Source organism: Methylomonas sp. 2BW1-5-20 (assembly GCF_052474515.1).
In genome coordinates this window covers 488,525-508,277 of the sequence record NZ_CP184127.1, presented here as the reverse complement: position 1 = coordinate 508,277, position 19,753 = coordinate 488,525, and the positions used below count along the sequence as shown (strand labels likewise).

The 19,753-nt window shown below is 52.5% G+C and carries 14 protein-coding genes; 2 read left to right on the top strand and 12 right to left on the bottom strand.

The genetic code is table 11. From position 1 onward, the window contains the following. Nucleotides 1–47: 47 nt before the first annotated feature. The 11 genes from ACH50O_RS02240 to ACH50O_RS02190 form a co-directional block, all read right to left on the bottom strand. On the bottom strand, nucleotides 48–638 hold the full coding sequence (locus tag ACH50O_RS02240) for a peroxiredoxin (RefSeq protein ID WP_446810430.1): 591 nt from the start codon (nucleotides 636–638) through the stop codon (nucleotides 48–50). 52 nt (nucleotides 639–690) lie between these two features. After that, complete coding sequence (locus tag ACH50O_RS02235; RefSeq protein WP_446810429.1) at nucleotides 691–1,446, bottom strand: c-type cytochrome; 756 nt, start codon at nucleotides 1,444–1,446, stop codon at nucleotides 691–693. 2 nt (nucleotides 1,447–1,448) lie between these two features. Next, nucleotides 1,449–2,039 (bottom strand): peroxiredoxin, encoded by a 591-nt coding sequence (locus tag ACH50O_RS02230; RefSeq protein WP_446810428.1) that lies wholly within the window; start codon nucleotides 2,037–2,039, stop codon nucleotides 1,449–1,451. A gap of 10 nt (nucleotides 2,040–2,049) precedes the next feature. Next, on the bottom strand, nucleotides 2,050–2,436 hold the full coding sequence (locus tag ACH50O_RS02225) for a hypothetical protein (RefSeq protein WP_446810427.1): 387 nt from the start codon (nucleotides 2,434–2,436) through the stop codon (nucleotides 2,050–2,052). 114 nt (nucleotides 2,437–2,550) lie between these two features. After that, nucleotides 2,551–4,014 (bottom strand): DUF1501 domain-containing protein, encoded by a 1,464-nt coding sequence (locus tag ACH50O_RS02220; RefSeq protein ID WP_446810426.1) that lies wholly within the window; start codon nucleotides 4,012–4,014, stop codon nucleotides 2,551–2,553. A 30-nt stretch (nucleotides 4,015–4,044) separates the two neighbouring features. Continuing rightward, entirely contained in the window at nucleotides 4,045–6,378 is a 2,334-nt protein-coding gene (locus ACH50O_RS02215; protein WP_446810425.1) for a DUF1549 and DUF1553 domain-containing protein, read from the bottom strand. 586 nt (nucleotides 6,379–6,964) lie between these two features. Beyond that, entirely contained in the window at nucleotides 6,965–7,924 is a 960-nt protein-coding gene (locus ACH50O_RS02210) for an SMP-30/gluconolactonase/LRE family protein (protein ID WP_446810424.1), read from the bottom strand. Nucleotides 7,925–8,055: 131 nt separating this feature from the next. Beyond that, nucleotides 8,056–9,519 carry a DUF1501 domain-containing protein gene (locus tag ACH50O_RS02205; RefSeq protein WP_446810423.1) on the bottom strand — a complete coding sequence of 488 codons (1,464 nt, stop codon included), beginning with the start codon at nucleotides 9,517–9,519 and terminating at the stop codon, nucleotides 8,056–8,058. Nucleotides 9,520–9,554: 35 nt separating this feature from the next. Then, on the bottom strand, nucleotides 9,555–11,885 hold the full coding sequence (locus tag ACH50O_RS02200) for a DUF1549 and DUF1553 domain-containing protein (protein WP_446810422.1): 2,331 nt from the start codon (nucleotides 11,883–11,885) through the stop codon (nucleotides 9,555–9,557). A gap of 39 nt (nucleotides 11,886–11,924) precedes the next feature. Continuing rightward, the gene (locus ACH50O_RS02195; protein WP_446810421.1) at nucleotides 11,925–12,404 is read right to left on the bottom strand and encodes a rhodanese-like domain-containing protein; all 480 of its coding nucleotides are present in this window, start codon (nucleotides 12,402–12,404) and stop codon (nucleotides 11,925–11,927) included. A gap of 486 nt (nucleotides 12,405–12,890) precedes the next feature. Next, entirely contained in the window at nucleotides 12,891–15,821 is a 2,931-nt protein-coding gene (locus tag ACH50O_RS02190; RefSeq protein ID WP_446810420.1) for a TonB-dependent receptor, read from the bottom strand. A 599-nt stretch (nucleotides 15,822–16,420) separates the two neighbouring features. Here ACH50O_RS02190 and ACH50O_RS02185 point away from each other — a divergent pair. Next, on the top strand, nucleotides 16,421–17,872 hold the full coding sequence (locus tag ACH50O_RS02185; RefSeq protein ID WP_446810419.1) for an aryl-sulfate sulfotransferase: 1,452 nt from the start codon (nucleotides 16,421–16,423) through the stop codon (nucleotides 17,870–17,872). A 148-nt stretch (nucleotides 17,873–18,020) separates the two neighbouring features. After that, a complete protein-coding gene (locus tag ACH50O_RS02180) occupies nucleotides 18,021–18,473 on the top strand; it encodes a cupin domain-containing protein (protein WP_446810418.1) in 453 nt (150 codons plus the stop codon). A 196-nt stretch (nucleotides 18,474–18,669) separates the two neighbouring features. Here the strand turns inward: ACH50O_RS02180 and ACH50O_RS02175 are convergent, their stop codons facing one another. Beyond that, nucleotides 18,670–19,746, bottom strand: coding sequence for a sigma-54 interaction domain-containing protein (locus tag ACH50O_RS02175; protein WP_446810417.1), 1,077 nt, complete (start codon nucleotides 19,744–19,746; stop codon nucleotides 18,670–18,672). Between the last annotated feature and the right edge of the window lie 7 nt (nucleotides 19,747–19,753).

The following is a 19,753-nucleotide window of genomic DNA, read 5'->3' as shown; positions in this document are numbered from 1 at the left end:
TGAAAATAACACTGCACTTCGCCCCCGCTACACCCATCCTTAACACGCTATTGACCAGCCTGTGCGGACTTGCCCAAACCTTGCACTATCTCCAGCGCTTTTTCGACATTTTCGGCCGGTTGCAAATCGCCGACGCTGGCCACTATCTTGCCGTCCGCCGCCACTACAAACGTGGTACGGGCAATAGAACCGTGATTGACCTGTACGCCCCGGCTGTCCAAACGCCCCGATCTCGATTCGTCCACGCTCAAGCCGTAGGCATTGGCGATCTTGCCGTCCGCATCCGAGGCCACCGGAAATTTGCTGGCGCAATAATCAGGGTCTGCCGAAAATTCGTTCAGCCGTTCTATGCTGTCCAGCGACACGCCTACGATGGTCGCGCCGGCGGCGGCGAATTTTTCATGGTTAATCGCAAAGGTTCGCGCTTGAATATTGCAACCGCGCCCGTAAGCAGTCGGATAGAAATACACCACCACCGGCCCCTTACCGCGCGCCTCTTTTAAGGAATAGGCAAACGGTTTGCCCGCAAACGAAGCCTGAGTATCGAAATCCGGCGCCACATCGCCTTCTTGCAAGCCAGCCAACGCCGAGAACGCCGCCAACAGCAATAACGCGCAACCCAGAAAAAAACGTTTCATATCAACTCCGTAAAATGGATGGGAATAAGCTTCGGGCGGGACACTCATCTTGTTACAACCCCGAGATATAATCGACTAAAGCCTCAATTTCGTCTTCGTTAAGCGATTTGCTTACTTGGTTCATCACCGCATCCGGGCTATTTTTCCGTTCGCCCAATTTCCAATTCACCAATTGCCGACGCAAATACATTTTGTTCTGGCCGCCGATCACCGGATAGATCACATTGTCCGCAACCTTGCCTTTACCGTTTTCGCCGTGACAGCTGACGCAGGATGGAATATCTCTAGTCCGATCACCGTTCAGAAATAAATTTTTCGCCACCGGTTTGTTGTTGCCCGAACCATCGCCTTGCATCGTCTTCTGACTGGCAAAATACGCGGCAATATCTTCTATATCAGCCGGACTTAAATCGGCCGCCATCTTCATCATGATGTCGTGCCGGCGTTCGCCGGATTGAAAGTTCCGCAACTGCTTTACCAGATAACCGGCGTACTGCCCGGCATGCTTAGGTATTCGGGCGTCTTCGGCGTTCCCGGTCTCGCCGTGACATTCCTGGCAGCGCTCGGATTCGGATTTTTGCTTGCCGGCTACCGGATTGCCGCTACCCATGCGTAACAAGGTATCGCTACTTTGTTCCGCCACCGCGGTTTTGGCCGACGCCAACAATGCAAAGGTGCCGAATGCCAACCAGGAGCGTTTTTTCCATTGTCTGCGCGATAGATATTGCCGATATCGCACGCGGTCGCCGAAACCCAACAAGGAAGCCGGCGCTTGATTCAGATGCGACATCCAGCGACAAAGCCCCATGATCAATTAGCCTTCTGTCGGCCGGCAGCAAGGTTTTGCACGGTTTCCAATGCTTTCGCCACATTCTCTTCCGGTTTCAAACCGCCCAAGGTAGCGGAGATCTTGCCATCGGGCGTGACGATGAAAGTGGTTCGTTCGGCAAAACCGTGGTTAATTTCCACGCCACGGCTATCGGTTTTACCTGGAGCCGCGTCCCGTACCGCAATGTCGTAATCCCCGGAAATCTTGCCGTCCGCATCGGATGCCACCGGGAATTTGCTGGCGCAATAATTAGGATCGGCGGAAAAATCGTTCAAGCGTTCGATACTGTCCAACGACACGCCGACGATGCTGGCACCGGCCGCGGCAAATTTTTCGTGATTGACCGCGAAGGTATGCGCCTGCAAATTGCAGCCGCCGGTATAGGCGGATGGATAGAAATACACCACTACCGGGCCTTTTTTCAGCTGGTCTTTCAGCGAGAAATTAAACGCCTTACCGGCCAGGGACGCTTGGGCCTGGAAATCCGGAGCCGGATGACCCTCCGGCAAGGCGGCCTCGGCGGAAAATGCGAGCAAACCTGGCACCAGGCATTTCAATAAAATACGTTTCATGTTGATCCAATTAAAGGGGTTTATATTTGTCGTGGCAGGCGCCGCGGCACTGTTTGGAAAAATCATTGGCGGCGGCGGCGGCAGTATCGAAATCGCCGGCAGTTAGCGCCGTTTGAATATTCATCGCCTTATTCTGATACTCCTTGGCGTTATGCGAGGCATCGGCGGCATCGCCGCGCTTCTCGAAGAAGCCCTCGACCAGTTTGAACTGCTCTTGCAATTCCTTGGCTTGGGTACTGGCTGTCGCCGCGTCCTTAGCCGCAATATTGTTCTGTACGTTCTGGATTTTGGTTTCGACATCGTTCATCAACTCTTCGAAATCGAATTCGCTTTCGGCGAATGCCAGGCCTGAAAATGTTGCGAATAAAATCGCTGGAAAAATCAATTTGTTAAGCATAATGAAAAAAAACGTTTAGCAAAAAACCTTGCGGCGCAAACTACCGCCGGCTTGGCCGGAAACGGCTAAACCGGCATTTTTCTTGGCCATGCAAGCATTACGAGGGCAGCATCTCTAGGCAATCAAATCCTTGATGACCTTGCCGTAAACCACGGTTGGCCTCTCGGACCGTCCCTGGTATTTGTAGATCAGTTTCAAATGATCAAGACCCAATTGGTTCAGCACCGTGGCGTGCAAATCGTAGGTATCGACTTCCTTGCCCTTCTCCGCCTGCAAGCCGATTTCGTCGGTGGAACCGTAAGTCGTGCCGGCGTTGATACCGCCGCCGGCTATCCATTGCGTGTAACCCCATGGATTGTGATCGCGACCGTCGCCGGATTCGCTCCATGAGGTACGGCCGAATTCCGATGTCCAAACCACCAGCGTGGAATCCAACAAGCCCTTGGCTTTCAAATCCTTCAATAAACCGGCAATCGGCTTATCGACGATCCGAGCGTGGGTGCTGTGGTTTTCCTCGATGTTTTGGTGTGCGTCCCAATCGCGGCTATCGCCCTTGATGTCGGTCGGACCCGATACCACTTGGATGAATCGCACACCGCGCTCGGTCAAGCGCCGAGCCCGCAGCAACAGCTCGCCGTAAGCTTTGGTTGCTTCGTTGTTGAGGCCGTATAACTCCTTGGTGGCTTCGGATTCCTTGCTGAAATCGACGGCTTCCGGCGCGGTTTCCTGCATCCTGTAAGCCAGCTCGTAGGACTCGGTTCGCGCTTGCAGCTCGGTGTCGTCCGGATAGCGGCCGTCGTGTTTCTGATTCAGTTGTTTCAACAAGTCCAAGGCTTGGCGCTTTTCGGCCACCGCCAGATACTCCGGATTGTTCAGATGCAGAATCGGCGAATTGCCGGGCCGAAACGGCGTGCCTTGATAAACCGCCGGTAAAAAACCCGACGACCAGTTGGTAACGCCGCCGCGAGGCTCGCGTTTATCGTTATATAGCACCACATAGGCCGGCAGATTCGGATTCGCCGAACCCAGCGCATATTGCACCCAGGCTCCCAAGGTAGGCCGGCCCGGATTCAAACCGCCCGAATTCAGCTTCATGATCGAAATATCGTGAGTAGCTCCGATAGTGACGCTGGATTTAATAAAAGCCATGTCATCGGCATGCTCCGCCAGATTCGGCAGCAAATCGGAAAACCAGGCACCGCTCTGACCGTGTTGTTTCCAGGTGCGTTTGGTAGCGATCAATTTGGTGACACCGCCTTGAGTACTGGTTTTAATGCCTTTCAAAAACGACGCAGGCACGCCGGTACCCGCCAATTTGATCAAATCCGGTTTGTAATCGTACAAATCCAGGGTACTAGGCGCTCCCGCCATATGCAGCCAGATCACGGTTTTGGCCTTGGCCGCGAAATGCGGCACTTTGGAGGCCAACGGGTTGCCGCCGGCCAACGCCTCCAGGCCGGCATCGTCAGCCAATGCACTGGTTATCACGCCGCCGCCGGGCATAAAGTCGCTCACCGCCAACCCGCCGAGTCCGTAGCCGGTCTTCAATAAAAAGTCTCTACGCGACTTGTTATGCATAATCTTTACCTCTTGTGCTGGGAATAGTCTTTAAAATCGGTAGATAAACTCGTTGGAATTGGCCACGACATGCACCAAGTCGACGAAAGCCGAAGCTCTAACGGGATCTATCTGTACGTTTTCTTTCAAACCGTTCGGCACGTTGACTTCGAACTTTCCGGTTGCCACTTTTTTACGTATCACATTCTCTTGATCGTCGAGAAAAGCTTGCAGACTGCTTTTTTCGTCGTCGTTGGCATTACGCCCGAATAGAATTTGGTACAGCCTGTCCAGCCGTTCGGATTCATCAAGGCCGGCTTCATTGATCATCCTGCCCGCCAAGGACTTCGACCAATCGAAGATCAGTTCGCTATTGAACAAAGTCAGGGCTTGCAGCGGCGTGGTGGTCACCTCGCGCTTGCTATGGGCTTCCTGCGGAGAAGCCATATTGAACGAATCCAGAATCGGATACGGCAAACTGCGCCGGGTAAAGATATACATGCTGCGGCGATTATGATCCTTAGCGTCCTTGGAGGTCTTCCAGGCCGGATCGCCGTTGACGTTAGCACTATTGCCGGCGTTGATACTTTTCGGCAGGGGCGGATAAACCGACGGCCCGCCCACTTTCTCCTCCAGTTTGCCTGCCGCAACCAGTAAAGAATCCCTGACTTGCTCGGCCTCCAAGCGTTGCCGCGGAAATACCGCCAGCAATTTGTTTTCGGCATCGGCCTGATGCACGTCTTCGCGATAGTCGGAGGATTGCCGGTAAACGCTAGATAATAAAATTTCCTTATGCAGATTTTTAATACTCCAACCGTCCTTGACGAATTTAGACGCCAGATAATCCAGTAACTCAGGGTTGGTCGGCTTCTGACCCGCCTTACCGAAATCGCTAACCGTCTCGACGATGCCGTGACCGAAATATTGATCCCACACCCGGTTGACGTAGACTCTGGCCGTCAGCGGATTGGTCGGACTCGCAATCCATTTCGCCAACGCGGACCGGCGGCCCGATGAAAACGGCAACGGCTTTATGTCCGGTTTTTCGTCGGTAATCGCCGGTGGAAAAGCCGGCTGCACTTGTTCCAGCGGTTTTTCATGGTCGCCTTGCGCAAACACGAAGCTCGGCGGCGCATCGGCATGACCCAGCTCCGTCATCGCGGAAATCGTGTTTGAAGCTGTCGTCGGTTTCAAATCGTTGAACTTTTTCAGTTCTTTGTTCAACTTATCCAGCTCCGCCCATTGCGCGGCAATTTCCTTGTTCTGTGTTTTAGGGTCGCTACTTTCGCCTTTTTCCCGGAAATAGGCTTGCAGACTGGCTTCGTCGGTGACACTGACCAAACGGTGATTAACCCAGCGGTCCTGCGCGGTCCACTGCTCCTTGGGTTTGAAGATAGCCGCCCTGGAATCGGTCAGATAACGTTCCTTGTGATACTTAAGCGCATCCTCCCGGTGAGTATCGATAATGGCCTTTTGCTTGGCGCGAATATCCTTGGTGGCTTCTTCCCATTTCGCCCATTGTTGATCGTAAGCCAGCTCGACCGCCCCTTTTTTGGCAGGAATGTTATCCACCGGCGCCACATTGGCAAAAAACGACTGCAGCGAGAAATAATCCTTCTGGCTGATTTTGTCGAATTTGTGATTGTGGCTACGCGCGCATTCCAATGTTTGCCCCAAAATCACCTTGCCCACCGTATCGGTAATATCGGTGGTAATCTGGTATTTGCGCTGCACCAGATCCCGCGAGTTGGCGTTATCGGGAAACTGCGCCATGAATCCGGTCGCAATCAAGGCCTCCTCCTGGTCCGGCCACAATTCGTCGCCGGCCAATTGCTCCTGCAGAAAGCGGCTGTAAGGCTTGTCCTGATTGAAAGAATTGATCACGTAATCGCGATAACGCCACATATTTAAACGGTCGTTATCGTTCTGAAAGCCGGTACTATCGGCATAGCGGGCCAAGTCCAGCCATTTGCGCCCCTGCCGTTCGCCGTATCTGGGCGAGGCCAACAAGCGTTCGACCAGTTTCTCGTAAGCATTATCGGAGTCGTCGTTGACGAAGGCATCCACTTCTTGCGGCGTCGGTATCACACCCCAAACATCCAGCGTGGCTCGACGAATAAAAGCCGCTTTGTCGGCATCCGGCGATGGCCTCAGACCTTTTTCTTCCTGTTTTGCCAAAATAAACGCATCAATCGGCGTTCTGACCCAGTCCTGCTGCTTTACAGCCGGCAGAGCCGGCGTCTTCACCGGCTGATACGACCATAGCTTCGATTTGGCTTGCGAGGCTTCCTCGGTTGGCGCCGGCTTTTCGTCGGCCGCCTTGGCGTCACCGCCAATTGCCACCGCCAACCCCCAGACCACGGCGGTATATAAATTTTTTCTCATTGAATCACTCCAAAACAAGCGGAAAACGGCATCAAGGGGCGATGCGTATGAAAAAAGCTTAGTGACACCAATAAAGCAACTTATATGCCAGCAAAAAAAGTACGACTAGAAAAAAACTAAGGAGATGCAAGCAACTGTTTTAACGGGGTATTTAGCAAATAAATTCGGCGTATGCGCGCCGCCTGCTTAGCCGGCTACTCTTACTTTCCGGACCGGCTGATGAATAAACAACAGTCCCTCAGCACTCACTGTTGCTGGACTAGCATATACAATGGCCAAACGTAGCGAACAATCAAAGAAGCTAGGCGCGCAGGCAAAAAAAACGGGCGCAGAACGTGTCTTTGCCCGCGGTAAAAACCCTCACTAGAGCTTGGGACAGCGCATCAGCTAAGTGTGCCGATGAGCAAGAATTCGGTAATGGCCGGTTCCCGCACCGGCCTGGCGTAACACTTTTCCTACCATCCCTAAGCCATTGTTCCTTCAATGGCTCGGCTTAGATCAGAAGCAAGCAAGGAGACATGCGACTCAGATCTGTTTGCCAGGCATCCCTGCCGGTTAAAGAAAAATTTCTGTCTCGAAAACGCTTTTATTTGGCGCGGCTGCTGATGCCGCGAGCCAGAAGCGGAATCTTGTATGCAGAACCGCGTCCGACCACATACAACAGGTTTTTGTTAGGACCGGCGAATGCCAGGTTTTGCGGTTTTTTCGGAATTTCGATCACCCCCAGCGCATCGCCTTTAGCGCTAAAAATCTCCACACCCGCATTCGAGGCCACATACAAACGGCCGTCGTCGTCCACCGCCAAACCATCGGCGCCGCCGGACCACTTACCGTCCTCGCCTTTTTGCCAGCCTGCAAGTTTGGCGAAATTGCGCCGGTTTTGAATAACGCCGTCGGCCGCGATGTCGTAGGCCAATACGTGCTCGCCGGGAGTATTCGCGACATATAGCGTTTTCTCGTCCTTACTCAATTGAATGCCGTTCGGACGCTCTATGTCGGTGGCCAGTTGTTTCAACTCGCCGCCCGGACTTATATAAAACACACCGGGATGCGATGGTGGCGGACTAGGGTTTTCCTTGCTGGGCCGAGTCCCGCTATCGGTGAAGTAAATGCCGCCGTTACTGGCGCGCACCAGATCGTTTGGCCTTTGAAATGCAGTGCCCTGATAATTTTCGGCTAATGCGTGTTTCTTGTCGGCCGGATAAACCACACCCACTTGGGTTTTCAAGGTCTGTACCGCCACAATTTCGCCGCCCGGCGTCAAGGCTAAGCCGTTAGCGCCATTGGATTTTTCCAGAAAAGTCGAAACCGTGTCGTCCGGTGCGATGCGAATAATTTTATTGGCATTGGTTTCTGTAAACAGCAGGCTACCGTCGGTGTAACCGATGGGGCCTTCCGTGCCATTAAATCCTTCCTTGATCACATCGACCAACACACCGCCGGCCGCCACGCCGGGAATCGGCGGCGTTACGAGATCGTCGGCTAGCGCACCCCCTGTATAAAGTAAGGCGCTTATACTGAATGCCAACAAACTTTTGGCTACCATCTATATCTCCTCCAAATCGAAAATGATTGGCTAAAACATCGCTTATTAAGCCCGCCTTCTCAAAGACCGTTCGCCCCTCGCTTGCCGAGGAACGAACAATCCTTTAGAGCGGAATCAACAACCCAATGAGCCTAAGCAATCAACTCTTTGATAACCTTGCCGTACACCACAGTCGGACGCTCAGAGCGGCCGTTGTGGAAATAGGTGGTTTTCAAGTGATCGAGGCCCATCAGGTGCAACACGGTGGCGTGCAAGTCATAGGTATCGACTGCAGTACTCTTATCAGCCACTTGGAGACCGATTTCGTCGGTACCGCCATGGGTATAACCGGCTTTGACGCCGCCGCCCGCCAGCCATTGGGTATAACCCCAAGGGTTATGGTCGCGGCCGTTACCGCTTTGGCCGTAAGAAGTCCGACCGAACTCGGAGGTCCAAACCACCAGAGTGGTATCCAGCAAACCCTTAGCTTTCAAGTCGGTCAACAAGCCGGCAATAGGTTTATCCACCGCATAGGAATGTTTCTTGTGGTTTTCTTCCAGGTTGGTATGACCGTCCCAGTTACGTTGATCGCCGGCCACTTCCTGCGGACCCGACACGACTTGAATGAAACGCACGCCGCGCTCGACCAAGCGCCGAGCCCGCAGCAACACTTCGCCGTAGCTTTTGCTGCCTTCGTCGTTGATGCCGTACAGCGCCTTGGTGGCTTCGGATTCTTTTTTCAGATCCACCGCTTCCGGCGCGGTACGCTGCATCCGGTCGGCCAATTCGTAGGCTTGCAGACGCGCTTCCAATTCGGTATCGCCCGGGTATTTGGCATCTTCCAATTGATTCAAGCGTTTCAGCAGGTCCAGCGTGCTGCGCTGCTCGGATGCCGAAGTCAACTCCGGACGCTCCAGGTACAGAATCGGCGATTCGCCTTGGCGGAAGGCGGTACCTTGATAAACCGCGGGCAGGAAGCCTGAACTCCAGTTGATCGAGCCGCCGGTCGGTTCCTTCTTGTCGTTGTACAACACCACATAAGCCGGCAAATCCGGATTGGCGGTACCCAGCGCATATTTGATCCAGGCGCCAAGCGACGGCCGGCCTGGGTTCAAGTCGCCGGTGTTCAATTTCAGGATGGAAATGTTATGGGTCGCGCCGATGGTGACACTGGATTTGATGAAAGCCAGTTCGTCGGCATGTTGCGCCAAATTCGGCAGGAAATCGGAAAACCAAGCCCCGCTATCGCCGTGCTGTTTCCAGGTGCGGTTGGTGGCAAACAGTTTACCGGTACCGCCGCGCACACCTTCCTTGATACCGGCCATGAATGATTTCGGAATATCCTGACCGTGCATTTTGACCAATTGCGGTTTGTAGTCGTACAAATCGATGGTGGAAGGCGCGCCATCCATATGCAACCAAATGACCGATTTCACTTTCGGGTTGAAATGCGGCGCTTTTGGCGCCAATGGATCGACGATGCCGGCTCCGGCCGCCAACTCGGAAGCCATCGCACTGGAAAAGCCGTTCAGGCCGGGCAACATACCGCCTAAAGCCAAACCGCCCAGACCATAGCCGCTCTTGATCAAAAAGTCTCTACGTGATTTGTTATTCATAATTTAATTCCTAATTCAAAAGTATGCGATTGCCGTTAGAAGCGATAGACGAATTCGTTGGAATTGGCCACCGCGTGCACCAGGTCGACAAAGGCTGAAGAACGCACTGGATCCAGTTTTTCCGCTTCCTTGACACCGACAGGTACGCTGGCAGTAAATTTGCCTTCCGCAACCTTCTTCTTAATCACGCCTTCCTGTTCATTGAGGAAACTTTCCAAAGTGTCTTTTTCCTCGTCGGTTGGGCTGCGGGCAAATAGAATTTGATACAACCTTTCCAATTGATCGGACTCGTCGTTTCCGGCTTCGTTGATCACGCGTCCCGCCAAAGCCTGCGACCAGCTAAATACGGTATCGCTGTTAAACAAAGCCAGAGATTGCAGCGGCGTGGTGGTAACGTCGCGTTTGCTATGCACTTGCTGCGCCGACGCCATATCGAAGGTATCCAGCATGGGGTAAGGCACGCTACGTTTGGTAAACACGTACAAACTTCTGCGATTGGTATCTTTCGGCGCTTTATCCACCGGCCATTTGTCACCGGCATTTAGACCGGTAGGCACTTCCGGGTAAACGGCGGGACCGCCCAAGCTATCTTCCAGTTTCGCGGCAGCAACCAATAATGAATCGCGGATTTGCTCGGCTTCCAGACGCTGTCTTGGAAATACCGCCAGCAGTTTGTTATCCGGATCGGCTTTAGCGACGTCTTCACGCGGCTCGGACGATTGACGATAAACGCTCGACAACAAAATCTCCCGATGCAGTTTTTTGGCGCTCCAGTTTTGTTTCACGAAATTGTCGGCCAAGTAATCCAGCAATTCGGGATTGGTCGGTTTAGTACCAGCTTTACCGAAGTCGCTGACGGTTTCCACGATACCTTTGCCGAAATATTGCCCCCACACCCGGTTCACAAACACTCTGGCAGTCAACGGGTTGGTCGGGCTAGCTATCCATTTCGCCAAAGCAGCACGGCGACCCGAGGAAACCGCGGAGGGTTGAATCACCGGTTTTTCGTCGGAAATGGCGGCCGGGAAACCTGGTTGCACTTCTTCAAGCAGTTTGTCGTACTCGCCGGCAAAGTGGACGTGAGTCGGCGGCGGATTTGGGTTGCCAAGTTCCGAAACGGCGGAAATGAAAGTCGAACCTTTAACCGGCTTCAGCTTTTCCCATTTTTTCAACTCTTTATTGATGGCTTTGAATTGCTCGACTTTATCCGCATAACTAGGATCATAGCTGTACGCGCCTTTAGCGGAGTTGTCTTGGTAAAACGCTAACGCTGCCGCTTCTTCGCTTTCGTTACTGTTGTAGCGATGATTAATCCAGCGATCGGCAGTGGTCCATTCAGCTTCGGGTTTGTTCAAAGCCGCTTGGGTATCCAGGGAAAACCGTTCGTAGTTGTACTTTCTGGCTTTATCCTTAACAGGGTCAATCAACGCCTGTTGTTTAGCTTTGATATCTTTAACGGCCTCTTCCCACTTGGCGTTGGCTTTTTCCCACTCAAGTTCCGCTTGACCTTTGTGAGGCACCGGCACGTTATCCACGGCATTGACGTTGGCGAAGAAAGATTGCAACTGGTAATACTCTTTCATCGAAATTTTGTCGAACTTATGGTTGTGGCATCTGGCGCAACCGACGGTCTGCGCTAAGAATACCTCGCCCACGGTATCGGTAACATCGGTGGTGTTCTGGAATTTTTTCTGTACCAGGTTGCGGGAGTTGCTATCGTCCGGATAGCTTCTGATAAAGCCGGTAGCAATCAAGGCTTCGGGATCGCCCGGCTTGATTTCGTCGCCGGCCAACTGCTCCTGAATGAACTGCGAATAAGGTTTGTCTTCGTTGAACGCCTTAACCACATAATCGCGGTAGCGATACATATTGTTGCGGTTCTCGTCGTTGGTAAAGCCCGAGCTGTCGGCATAACGTGCCAAATCCAGCCAACGGCGGGCCTGACGCTCGCCGTATTTAGGCGAAGCCAACAAGCGATCAGCCAGTTTCTCATAGGCATCCTTGGAATCATCGTTAACAAACGCCTGAACTTCGTCTGGCGTTGGAATAACGCCCCAGGCATCCAGCGTCGCGCGACGAATAAACGCGGCGCGATCCACTTCCGGCGACGGGGTTAATTCTTTAGCTTCCAGCGGAGCCAGCACGAACGCATCGATCGGCGTTCTCACCCAATCCTTATTCTTGACGCTAGGTGCCGCGGGCGACTTAACAGGCTGATACGCCCAATGCTTGGATTTCGACTGCCCGGACTCCGAAGCACTGGCTTCGGCCTTCTCGGGCGCCGCTTTCTCCTCTGCCGCATGGGCATTGCCGGCAATAGCTACCGCAATCCCCCAGACCAAGGCGGAATATAGTTTTTTACTCATGAACTTCCTCCAAATAGAACAAATTAGACTCGTGGTTTTTTATTTTTTCGGTTCCGGCGGCGCGATCTTGGTCAACTTGCCGCCCTCTTCTTCATAGTTCTGCGCGCCAACGGCGCCAACTACCTTAAAACCCTTGCTCGCCAACAGATCGGCCGCCGCCCCGGCACGGCCGGCATGATTGGAAACGGTAACGACATTTCTGTCCTTTGGTATGTAAGCCAGGCTTTTCTCAATTTCAGTGGATTGAATACTCAAATACACCGGAAATCCGCCTTTGGTAGTCAACTCGTCGGGACGGCGCACATCGATAATCGTCAACTGCTCGGGCTTGGCCAATAACTCATCAAATTGGGCGCGGTTCAGCTTTGGCGTTTTATATTTGTATTCGGCGGCCGGTGCCGCGGCTGTGGCGGGCGCCTCGGCTTTTTTGTCTTTATGATGCTCGTCGTGGCTCGCACCCATAGCAACCGGCGCCGCGAACAGCATTGCCAAAAACGCCAATTTGATAGTCTTATTCATTTTGTTTCTCTTCCTTTCAGTTGATAGTAATTGCACGCCGCGGCGCACATAAACGCAGTCTCACCGCCAAGGAATTGCAACTAATATGCCACTAAAACTGAAATACATCCGATACCGGAAAATAACTTTTACATATTGATTTATAAGGAATTATTTTCAAATAACCGTTTTAAAAAGTACTTGATGGAGAATATCGCCAAGCAATCGGCTTGTCGATGTGATGGTAATTCAGCAGCATCACAGCAACCGCTGTTGTTAAGATAGCAGAGCCCGCCACGGCAGGACTGGCGCGGCTTGGCATTTATTCGATCCGCGCCCTTCGGCAAAAACCGCAAATCGAATAATCGCTGACCATAATGCCCGCATGCCGGCAGTCTGCAATAACCCGATCCATGGCAATCCAACTAAAAAATATAAAATTTTGGTCAAAAAAAAACGGGTTAGGAGAAATCTCCTAACCCGCGGAGGCACCACGAGAGTCGAATGTTAAAACTTGCCGTTAACCGTCAGAGCAAACCATTGCGGGATACCCGGCTGCCAGCTATTCCAGGTTTTGGCATACGGTGTCTGATTGTTAAAAATATTTTTCGCTACCAGAGACACATCAAAGGCCTTGTCGCGGCGGCCGATACCGATAGACAAGTCGGTAGTGGTGTTAGCCGGAATCACACTGTACTCGGACAACGCCACATCGGACTTGTAACTACTGGTAAACGAGGTGGTAAAGCTGGTGTGGAATTCGTTTTTACCGCCCAAAAATTCAACCGGATATCTGAATTCCGGACTGATACTGAAAGTAAATTTAGCGGCGCCGGGCAAAGTCTGCCCGGTAAGATCGAAGGTGGACGCACTCAGGTTATTCCATTCGGCAGGTTTACTAGAGTTTTTAAAGTCGGTGTAGAAAGCTTCGTTATAGGAACCGGAAAAGTTAACCGAGGTAAATGGAATGGTATCCACCAATGAACCATCAACCTCCACGCCATAGGCTCTAACACCTTTGGCATTGCCGGTAATCGAGGTATAGGTATCCTGACCCAATGCCGCCGTCTGATATTGGTCGATCACCTGCACCGCTTGCTGATAGTTGTTGATTTCGGTCCAGAAAAAATCGGTATTCAAAGTCAATGCTCTATCGAACAATGTCGACTTCAAGCCAATTTCAAACGAATTGGTTTTTTCCGGCTCGACTAGATAAGAAACACTATTAACCGTCTGCGACAAACCGGCTTTTTCGTTGTAACCCCAGGATACATAACCGGTATAGTCTTCGTTGAATTTATAACTCGGTCTGACTTGATACCCAGGCTGAGTCGATCTAAACGGCTTGCCCGGCTCTCTGTCCCATAACAAACCCATCTGCCCGCTCCGCAGGGTTTTGGCATAGCCAACCTGCTGTTTCTGCGCGGCGTTAAGCGCCGAGTAAGTCGATATACCGAAATACTTTAAGGCGACTTGGTTAGCTCTCGCCACCTGAGTACTATCTGCCAGCGCGCTCGCTGTCAAAGTACCATTGGTATTTGTATCGAAACCACCGGTTGCCTTGCCGTTAACTTGAAACGGACTCAGCAAGGTACCAAATCCGTTGTTGGTAATAAATTTGTCAGTGGACTGACGGCGATTCTCGATGTTAAAGCGCAAACCGGTTTCCACTGTCAACGGCTCGGTAATATGCCATTTGGCATTTAAAAATGCCGAAGCCGTCTTATTATGGATGTAATACGGGTTATCGGTGTGAAGCCCATTCAGCGAATCGCTCAATAGCGCTCTATTGGAGACCGAAGTGGTAGTTACGCCACCGCTAGTCAGAGAATAGATACCGTTATTTGGGACCAAAGCGTTATATGTAGTATTGTTCGCTAGCCAAGCCCCCGCATCCGATCCAAAACCTACGCGGTTACCTTTGATCATTTTCCGATCGTTCAAATAAATACCGGTGGTGTAATCGACCAGATCACCCACTTTAGAAGCAAATTTCAACTCCTGACTTAACTGTCTAAAGTCGGGCACCGCACCGCCGCCGTTTTTCTGTACATCAAAAGGCGTAGAATCGCCGTCGTTCCGCGCCTGGAATTCGAAATCCCGATATGCGGTGATCGATGTCAGTTTACCGTAACCGGTATCCCAATTGGTCTCCACCGACCCGCCCTTACTGGCCGTAATCAATGCAGCCTGAGCATCCTGGTTGAAAGCGTTTTGACCACCACCGTAAAGATAATTTTTTTGATAGCTATATTCCGGGTTACCCTGCACAAACCAACGGCGAGCCAATCGAGTGGAAGCGTCATTGTTAAGATTGGTAAGGCCACCGTTAGCCGATATTGTCGGCGTTGGCTTAAAAAAACTGTTGCCGTTGTTAAACTCTTCACCGCGCGGGTTGGCGTCGAATCGGATCAAGGTACTGATATTCTCGGTTGGGGTCAGCAAAAACTGTATCCTACCAGCCAGCCTGTCGCGGTTGTACCAGGTTTGATCGGTGTTATAGAGGTTTTTGGTAGCCCCCTCGCCTTTATTGACGTGGAATGCGCCGCGCCAAGCCAGAAAATTATCAATTACCGCACCACCCAATGCGGCATCGCCGATGTAAGTGTTAAATTGGCCGTAAGTCGCCGAATAGGTCGCTTCACGATTAAAGGTTGGCCGTTTGGTATTGATATTCACTCTACCCAAGCTGACGTTTTTGCCGCCGTCCGTACCTTGCGGACCGCGCTCTACTTGAATCGAGTCAATGTCGTAGTGATCGAAGCTGGTCAGAGGGTTATAGGCATAGGGCACGTTATCCACAATAGTACCGACACTGGGATCCATCGCATCGGTTTGCGCTTGCTGACCGACGCCACGCATCGACAAACTGCTGGTACGCGCGTTACCGTAATTCCATTTAACGTTACCGGCACGCTTCAAAATATCGCCTAAGTCCATCGCCAACTCTTTATGCAGTTCCTCACCGGTGCGGACCGAGGTGGAGTTAGGAATATCTTTAAGCTTTTGCAATCTTGGACGCGCCCGGACCACCACTTCGCCCAAATCGCCTTTTTGATTTTCCTCGTTCTGAGCCAATTCCTCGGCCGGCGCTTCGCTTTCGGCTGCAGCCGTAGCGGCCGGCGCAGCAGTTCCGGCTGCGCCGGCGGGCGCGGCGGCCACGCCTTTTTTAATCAAGTCCAACTCGCGTTGCTTGGCTGCTTGCAATTCCTGACGCAGACGTTGATTTTCCAATTCCAGCTCGCTAACCACCTTGGTGGCAACCGGTTTTCTAGCGGTTTTCTTCGGCGCTGCGGCCTGCACATTCAAGGCCGCAGCCATCGAAACGCCGGCTACTGTCAATGCGACGCAAGTCGATAGCTTACGCCGCCGGCTAATGGTTTCCGGCACCGGATTCTGCCCCTGGGCCCAAGCGTCTCCTGCAAAATAGTCTTTCACTCTCTCACCTAAATAGAATGTTAAAAAATCTAATTCAAGCCGGCATCCTTAACAATCCAGGACGCGCTACTTGCTTGAACCAGATTCAGCAATGGGCATGCCAACATTCAGAAAATGGTTTTTTATGTGAAACGAAAGCCACAAAATCGAAAGTAAAATATTGAATTTAAGCGGTTATTTATTTTGCAAAATTTAGACATTTGTTGTAAAAACCGCACAATGTCAGCAGTGCTAACCTGCCAATTACTGTTGAACGGCGGTCAGTATCTGTTGCCGAACTGCGCCTCATCCAACAACTCGCAGTATCCCGTAGATATAAAAGGCCCACTAAACAAGAGTCGCATGGATTTGCGCACACCCATCGATTGTAAAAGAAAGCTTCGACCCTAAATACCCGGCTCTGAACCACATTAGCCGGGTTCAATCAATTACTTACACATCAGTCTAATTGCCGCCGCCAATGACGGGCACAGATTGAATAAGCCACCTCCACGCCCGACGACTGCGTTGACCTTCAGTCTTCGATGTTATTCCTGGCCCGTAATTTGCTTTACCCCTTGACAAACACTCGCATTAGCAAGCATCCAAGGAATCGTTGCATGTCACTACCTATCGGCACTAATCGTCCCATATACAAACTGCTCGGTAACGGTCGAACCGTAACCGCGCCAACGCGTTTGGCTCTGCAACAAGCGATATTGATTGCGCTGGGAGTTGCACTTAGCGTGTCCGCATTCGCCAGTCCCAGTATTTACCCTACAGGTACTACCCGCTACGACCCGAGCAAGGCATACAATTCTTTCGTCTTGTTTAGCGGGGGCGACGATCTTGCTCACTTGATCGACTTGAATGGAAACTCGGTGCACGAATGGAAAGATCCCGCCGGCCACCACAGCACACTGATCGATCCGGCCTTGATAGGTGGCAAGCTGGGCCATATCTTTGTGGCACTGGAAAACACCGAAGGCAAGGGAACCGGCCTGATCCCCGGCCAGATCAATCGGCAGGTATCCAAAACCATAGGCGAGCTGGATTGGGACGGCAAGACAGTTTGGACTTTTGGCGAGAAAGCGCCTGGCGGCGCGGCGCAACAGCATCACGATTGGGCCAGGCTGCCGAACGGCAATACCGTGGTCCTGGCCAATCTGGTTCATCCGGTAAAAAATTTCAAACAGCCGGAAGTGCTTGACGATGTGATTTACGAAGTGAATCCCGCCGGCGAAGTGGTCTGGAAATGGATTGCCACCGAACATTTGACCGAATTCGGCTTTACCCCGGCGGAATTGAAACTGGTACGCAATGCACCGATTGCCGATGTGTTTCATACCAATAATTTGAAAGTCGTAGGACCGAACCGTTGGTTTGCCGCCGGCGACAAACGTTTCGATCCCGAAAATTTGCTGTTCGACGCCCGCAACGGCAATTTCATCGCCATTATCGACAAAAAAACCGGCAAGATAGTTTGGCGCTTGGGCCCTCATTATCCCCTAGCCCGCGAAGATCAAGCCCTGCCTCGTAAGGTGCCGAGACCCGTCGATCAAATCAGCGGTCAGCACGATGCGCATATCATCCCCGAGGGTCTGCCGGGAGCCGGCAACCTGTTAGTGTTCGACAATCAGGGCGTAGCCGGCTACCCCAGCGCCGCTGTCCCAAGAACCGGCGGCTCGCGGATACTGGAGATCGATCCGATCAAAAACGAGATTGTCTGGCAGTATAGCGGCGAAGATTCCGGCGGCCCCGGCTGGTCGTTTCGCAGCACCAATATCAGCTCAGCCCGCCGCCTGCCCAACGGCAATACCTTTATAGACGAAGGTCAGAGCGGCCGGCTGTTTCAGGTGACTCGCGACGGCGAAATCGTGTGGGAGTACGTCAACCCTTACGCCCGCATCGGCAAGGATTCGGTGACAGGCAGGGCCACCGTCAATAATTCCGTGTATCGCGGCCAACCCGTACCTTACGAATGGGTACCGGCCGGCACACCGCATAGCGAAAAGCCGGTCAATCCGCCGGAATTAAGCAAATTTCGCATCCCGGCCGCACCGGCTTTATAAGTAAGGAATAAGCAAGCGACTGTGGGTTTCGGGGTATCCGGTTAGCGGTATTGGCGGCCGGGTTACCGCCATTAAGCCAAATGGATGATGCGCGCACTAACCGGATACCCCGAAACCCACAGTTCAGTGTTTAATTTTGGAGAAACAGATGAAGCATATTTTTTCTATACACCGGCTACCTTTGGCATTGGCCCTGAGCCTAGGCTTTGGTCACGCCGGCGCGGCCGACCTCGACCCCAAGGCGATTTCCATCAAGCTGCCGGAGCAAATTAATTGGATCGCAAACCCCAGCGGCTCCGAGAGCGCGGTCCTGGTAGGCGATCCCAACAAACCCGGCCTGTATGTGGTGCTGAACAAGTGGAAAGCGCATCACAACAGCAAACCGCATTCGCACCCGAACGACCGCTTCATTACCGTAATCGCCGGCACTTGGTGGGTAGGTACCGGCACGGATTACGACCCCGAACATCTGCAACCGGTACCGGCCGGCAGCTTCGTCACTCATTACGGCAACGAAATTCATTACGACGGCGCCAAGGATGAAGACACGATTTTACAAATCGTAGGGATCGGCCCAGCCACTTCGACACCGGCAAAATAATTCAAATTGAGGGGAATCCCCACCCCTCGAGCGTGGCAAAAAGCGCGGCCCGTTAGAGAGCGCTTAATTCACAAGGATGTGAACCTTATCGTTACCCCGGCTTCGACGATAATATGCCAACCATCGCCAAAGCCCGGCGCCAAAAGCGACCACCCAAAACCTGAGTAGTCGCTGCCGTGCCAAGACACCGAAATTCTTAATCTTCCAGTTCGTGATAGGCGCCGACCAGTTTTTTCGTACCGTTAGGCAGCATGCCGTATAAACCGAGCTTATGCCGCAGCACGTTGCGGCTTATGTCCAACAAGCGGGCGGTTTGCACCTGATTTTCTTCGCAAAACTCAAATGCCGTGCGAATCACGGTTTCCTCGATAATATCGAACAGTTTGGGCGGCGCCTGCTCGCACAGACGTATCAGCGAACTTTCCAGCGACGAGGTCGAAACCGCCGGTCCGGTCTGCGACGCTCGTACGCCCGACAATTTGAAATCCTCCGGCCGTAACCGATTGCCTGGGCAAACCAATAAAGCCCGATGCACGGCATTTTCCAGTTCGCGAATATTGCCCGGCCAATCGTAATTCAACAACGCCAACTCGGTCGCCGGCGACAGCTTGATTTCGGTGTAACCCAATCTATCGCCGTAGACTTTCAGAAAATGGCGCGCCAAAGGCAAAATATCGCCCGGCCGCTCGCGTAACGGCGATAAATGGATAGCGGCCACATTAAAACGGTAATACAAGTCGGCACGAAAATGCGAGGCGGCAACCGCTTCTTCCAGGTTGACGTTGGTAGCGGCGATAACCCGAACATCCACCGGCGACGGGGTGCGCGAGCCGACTTTGACAACTTCCCGCTCCTGCAATACCCGTAACAATTTGGCCTGCAAGCCTAGCGGCAAATCCCCGACTTCGTCCAGAAACAGACTGCCTTTATTCGCGGTTTCGAACCAGCCGTCCTTACTATTCAAGGCGCCTGTGAATGCGCCCTTCTCATGTCCGAACAGCTCGCTTTCTATAAGGTTTTCGCTAAGCGCCGCACAATTTAACGCACCGAACGGGCCGTGAGCCCGCTTACTCAGCGCGTGCACGTGCCGGGCGACCAACTCCTTGCCGGTGCCCGTTTCGCCGATAATCAACACGGTGGCGTCGCTTGGCGCGATACGTTCGATATGTTCTAACAATTTTCGTGAAACCGGATCCTCGAAAACCATCGCCGTGGCTCGCACCGAGTGCGACAACGATCGTAACTGCAATTCGTCAAAAGCCAATAATGTCATGCGGTTT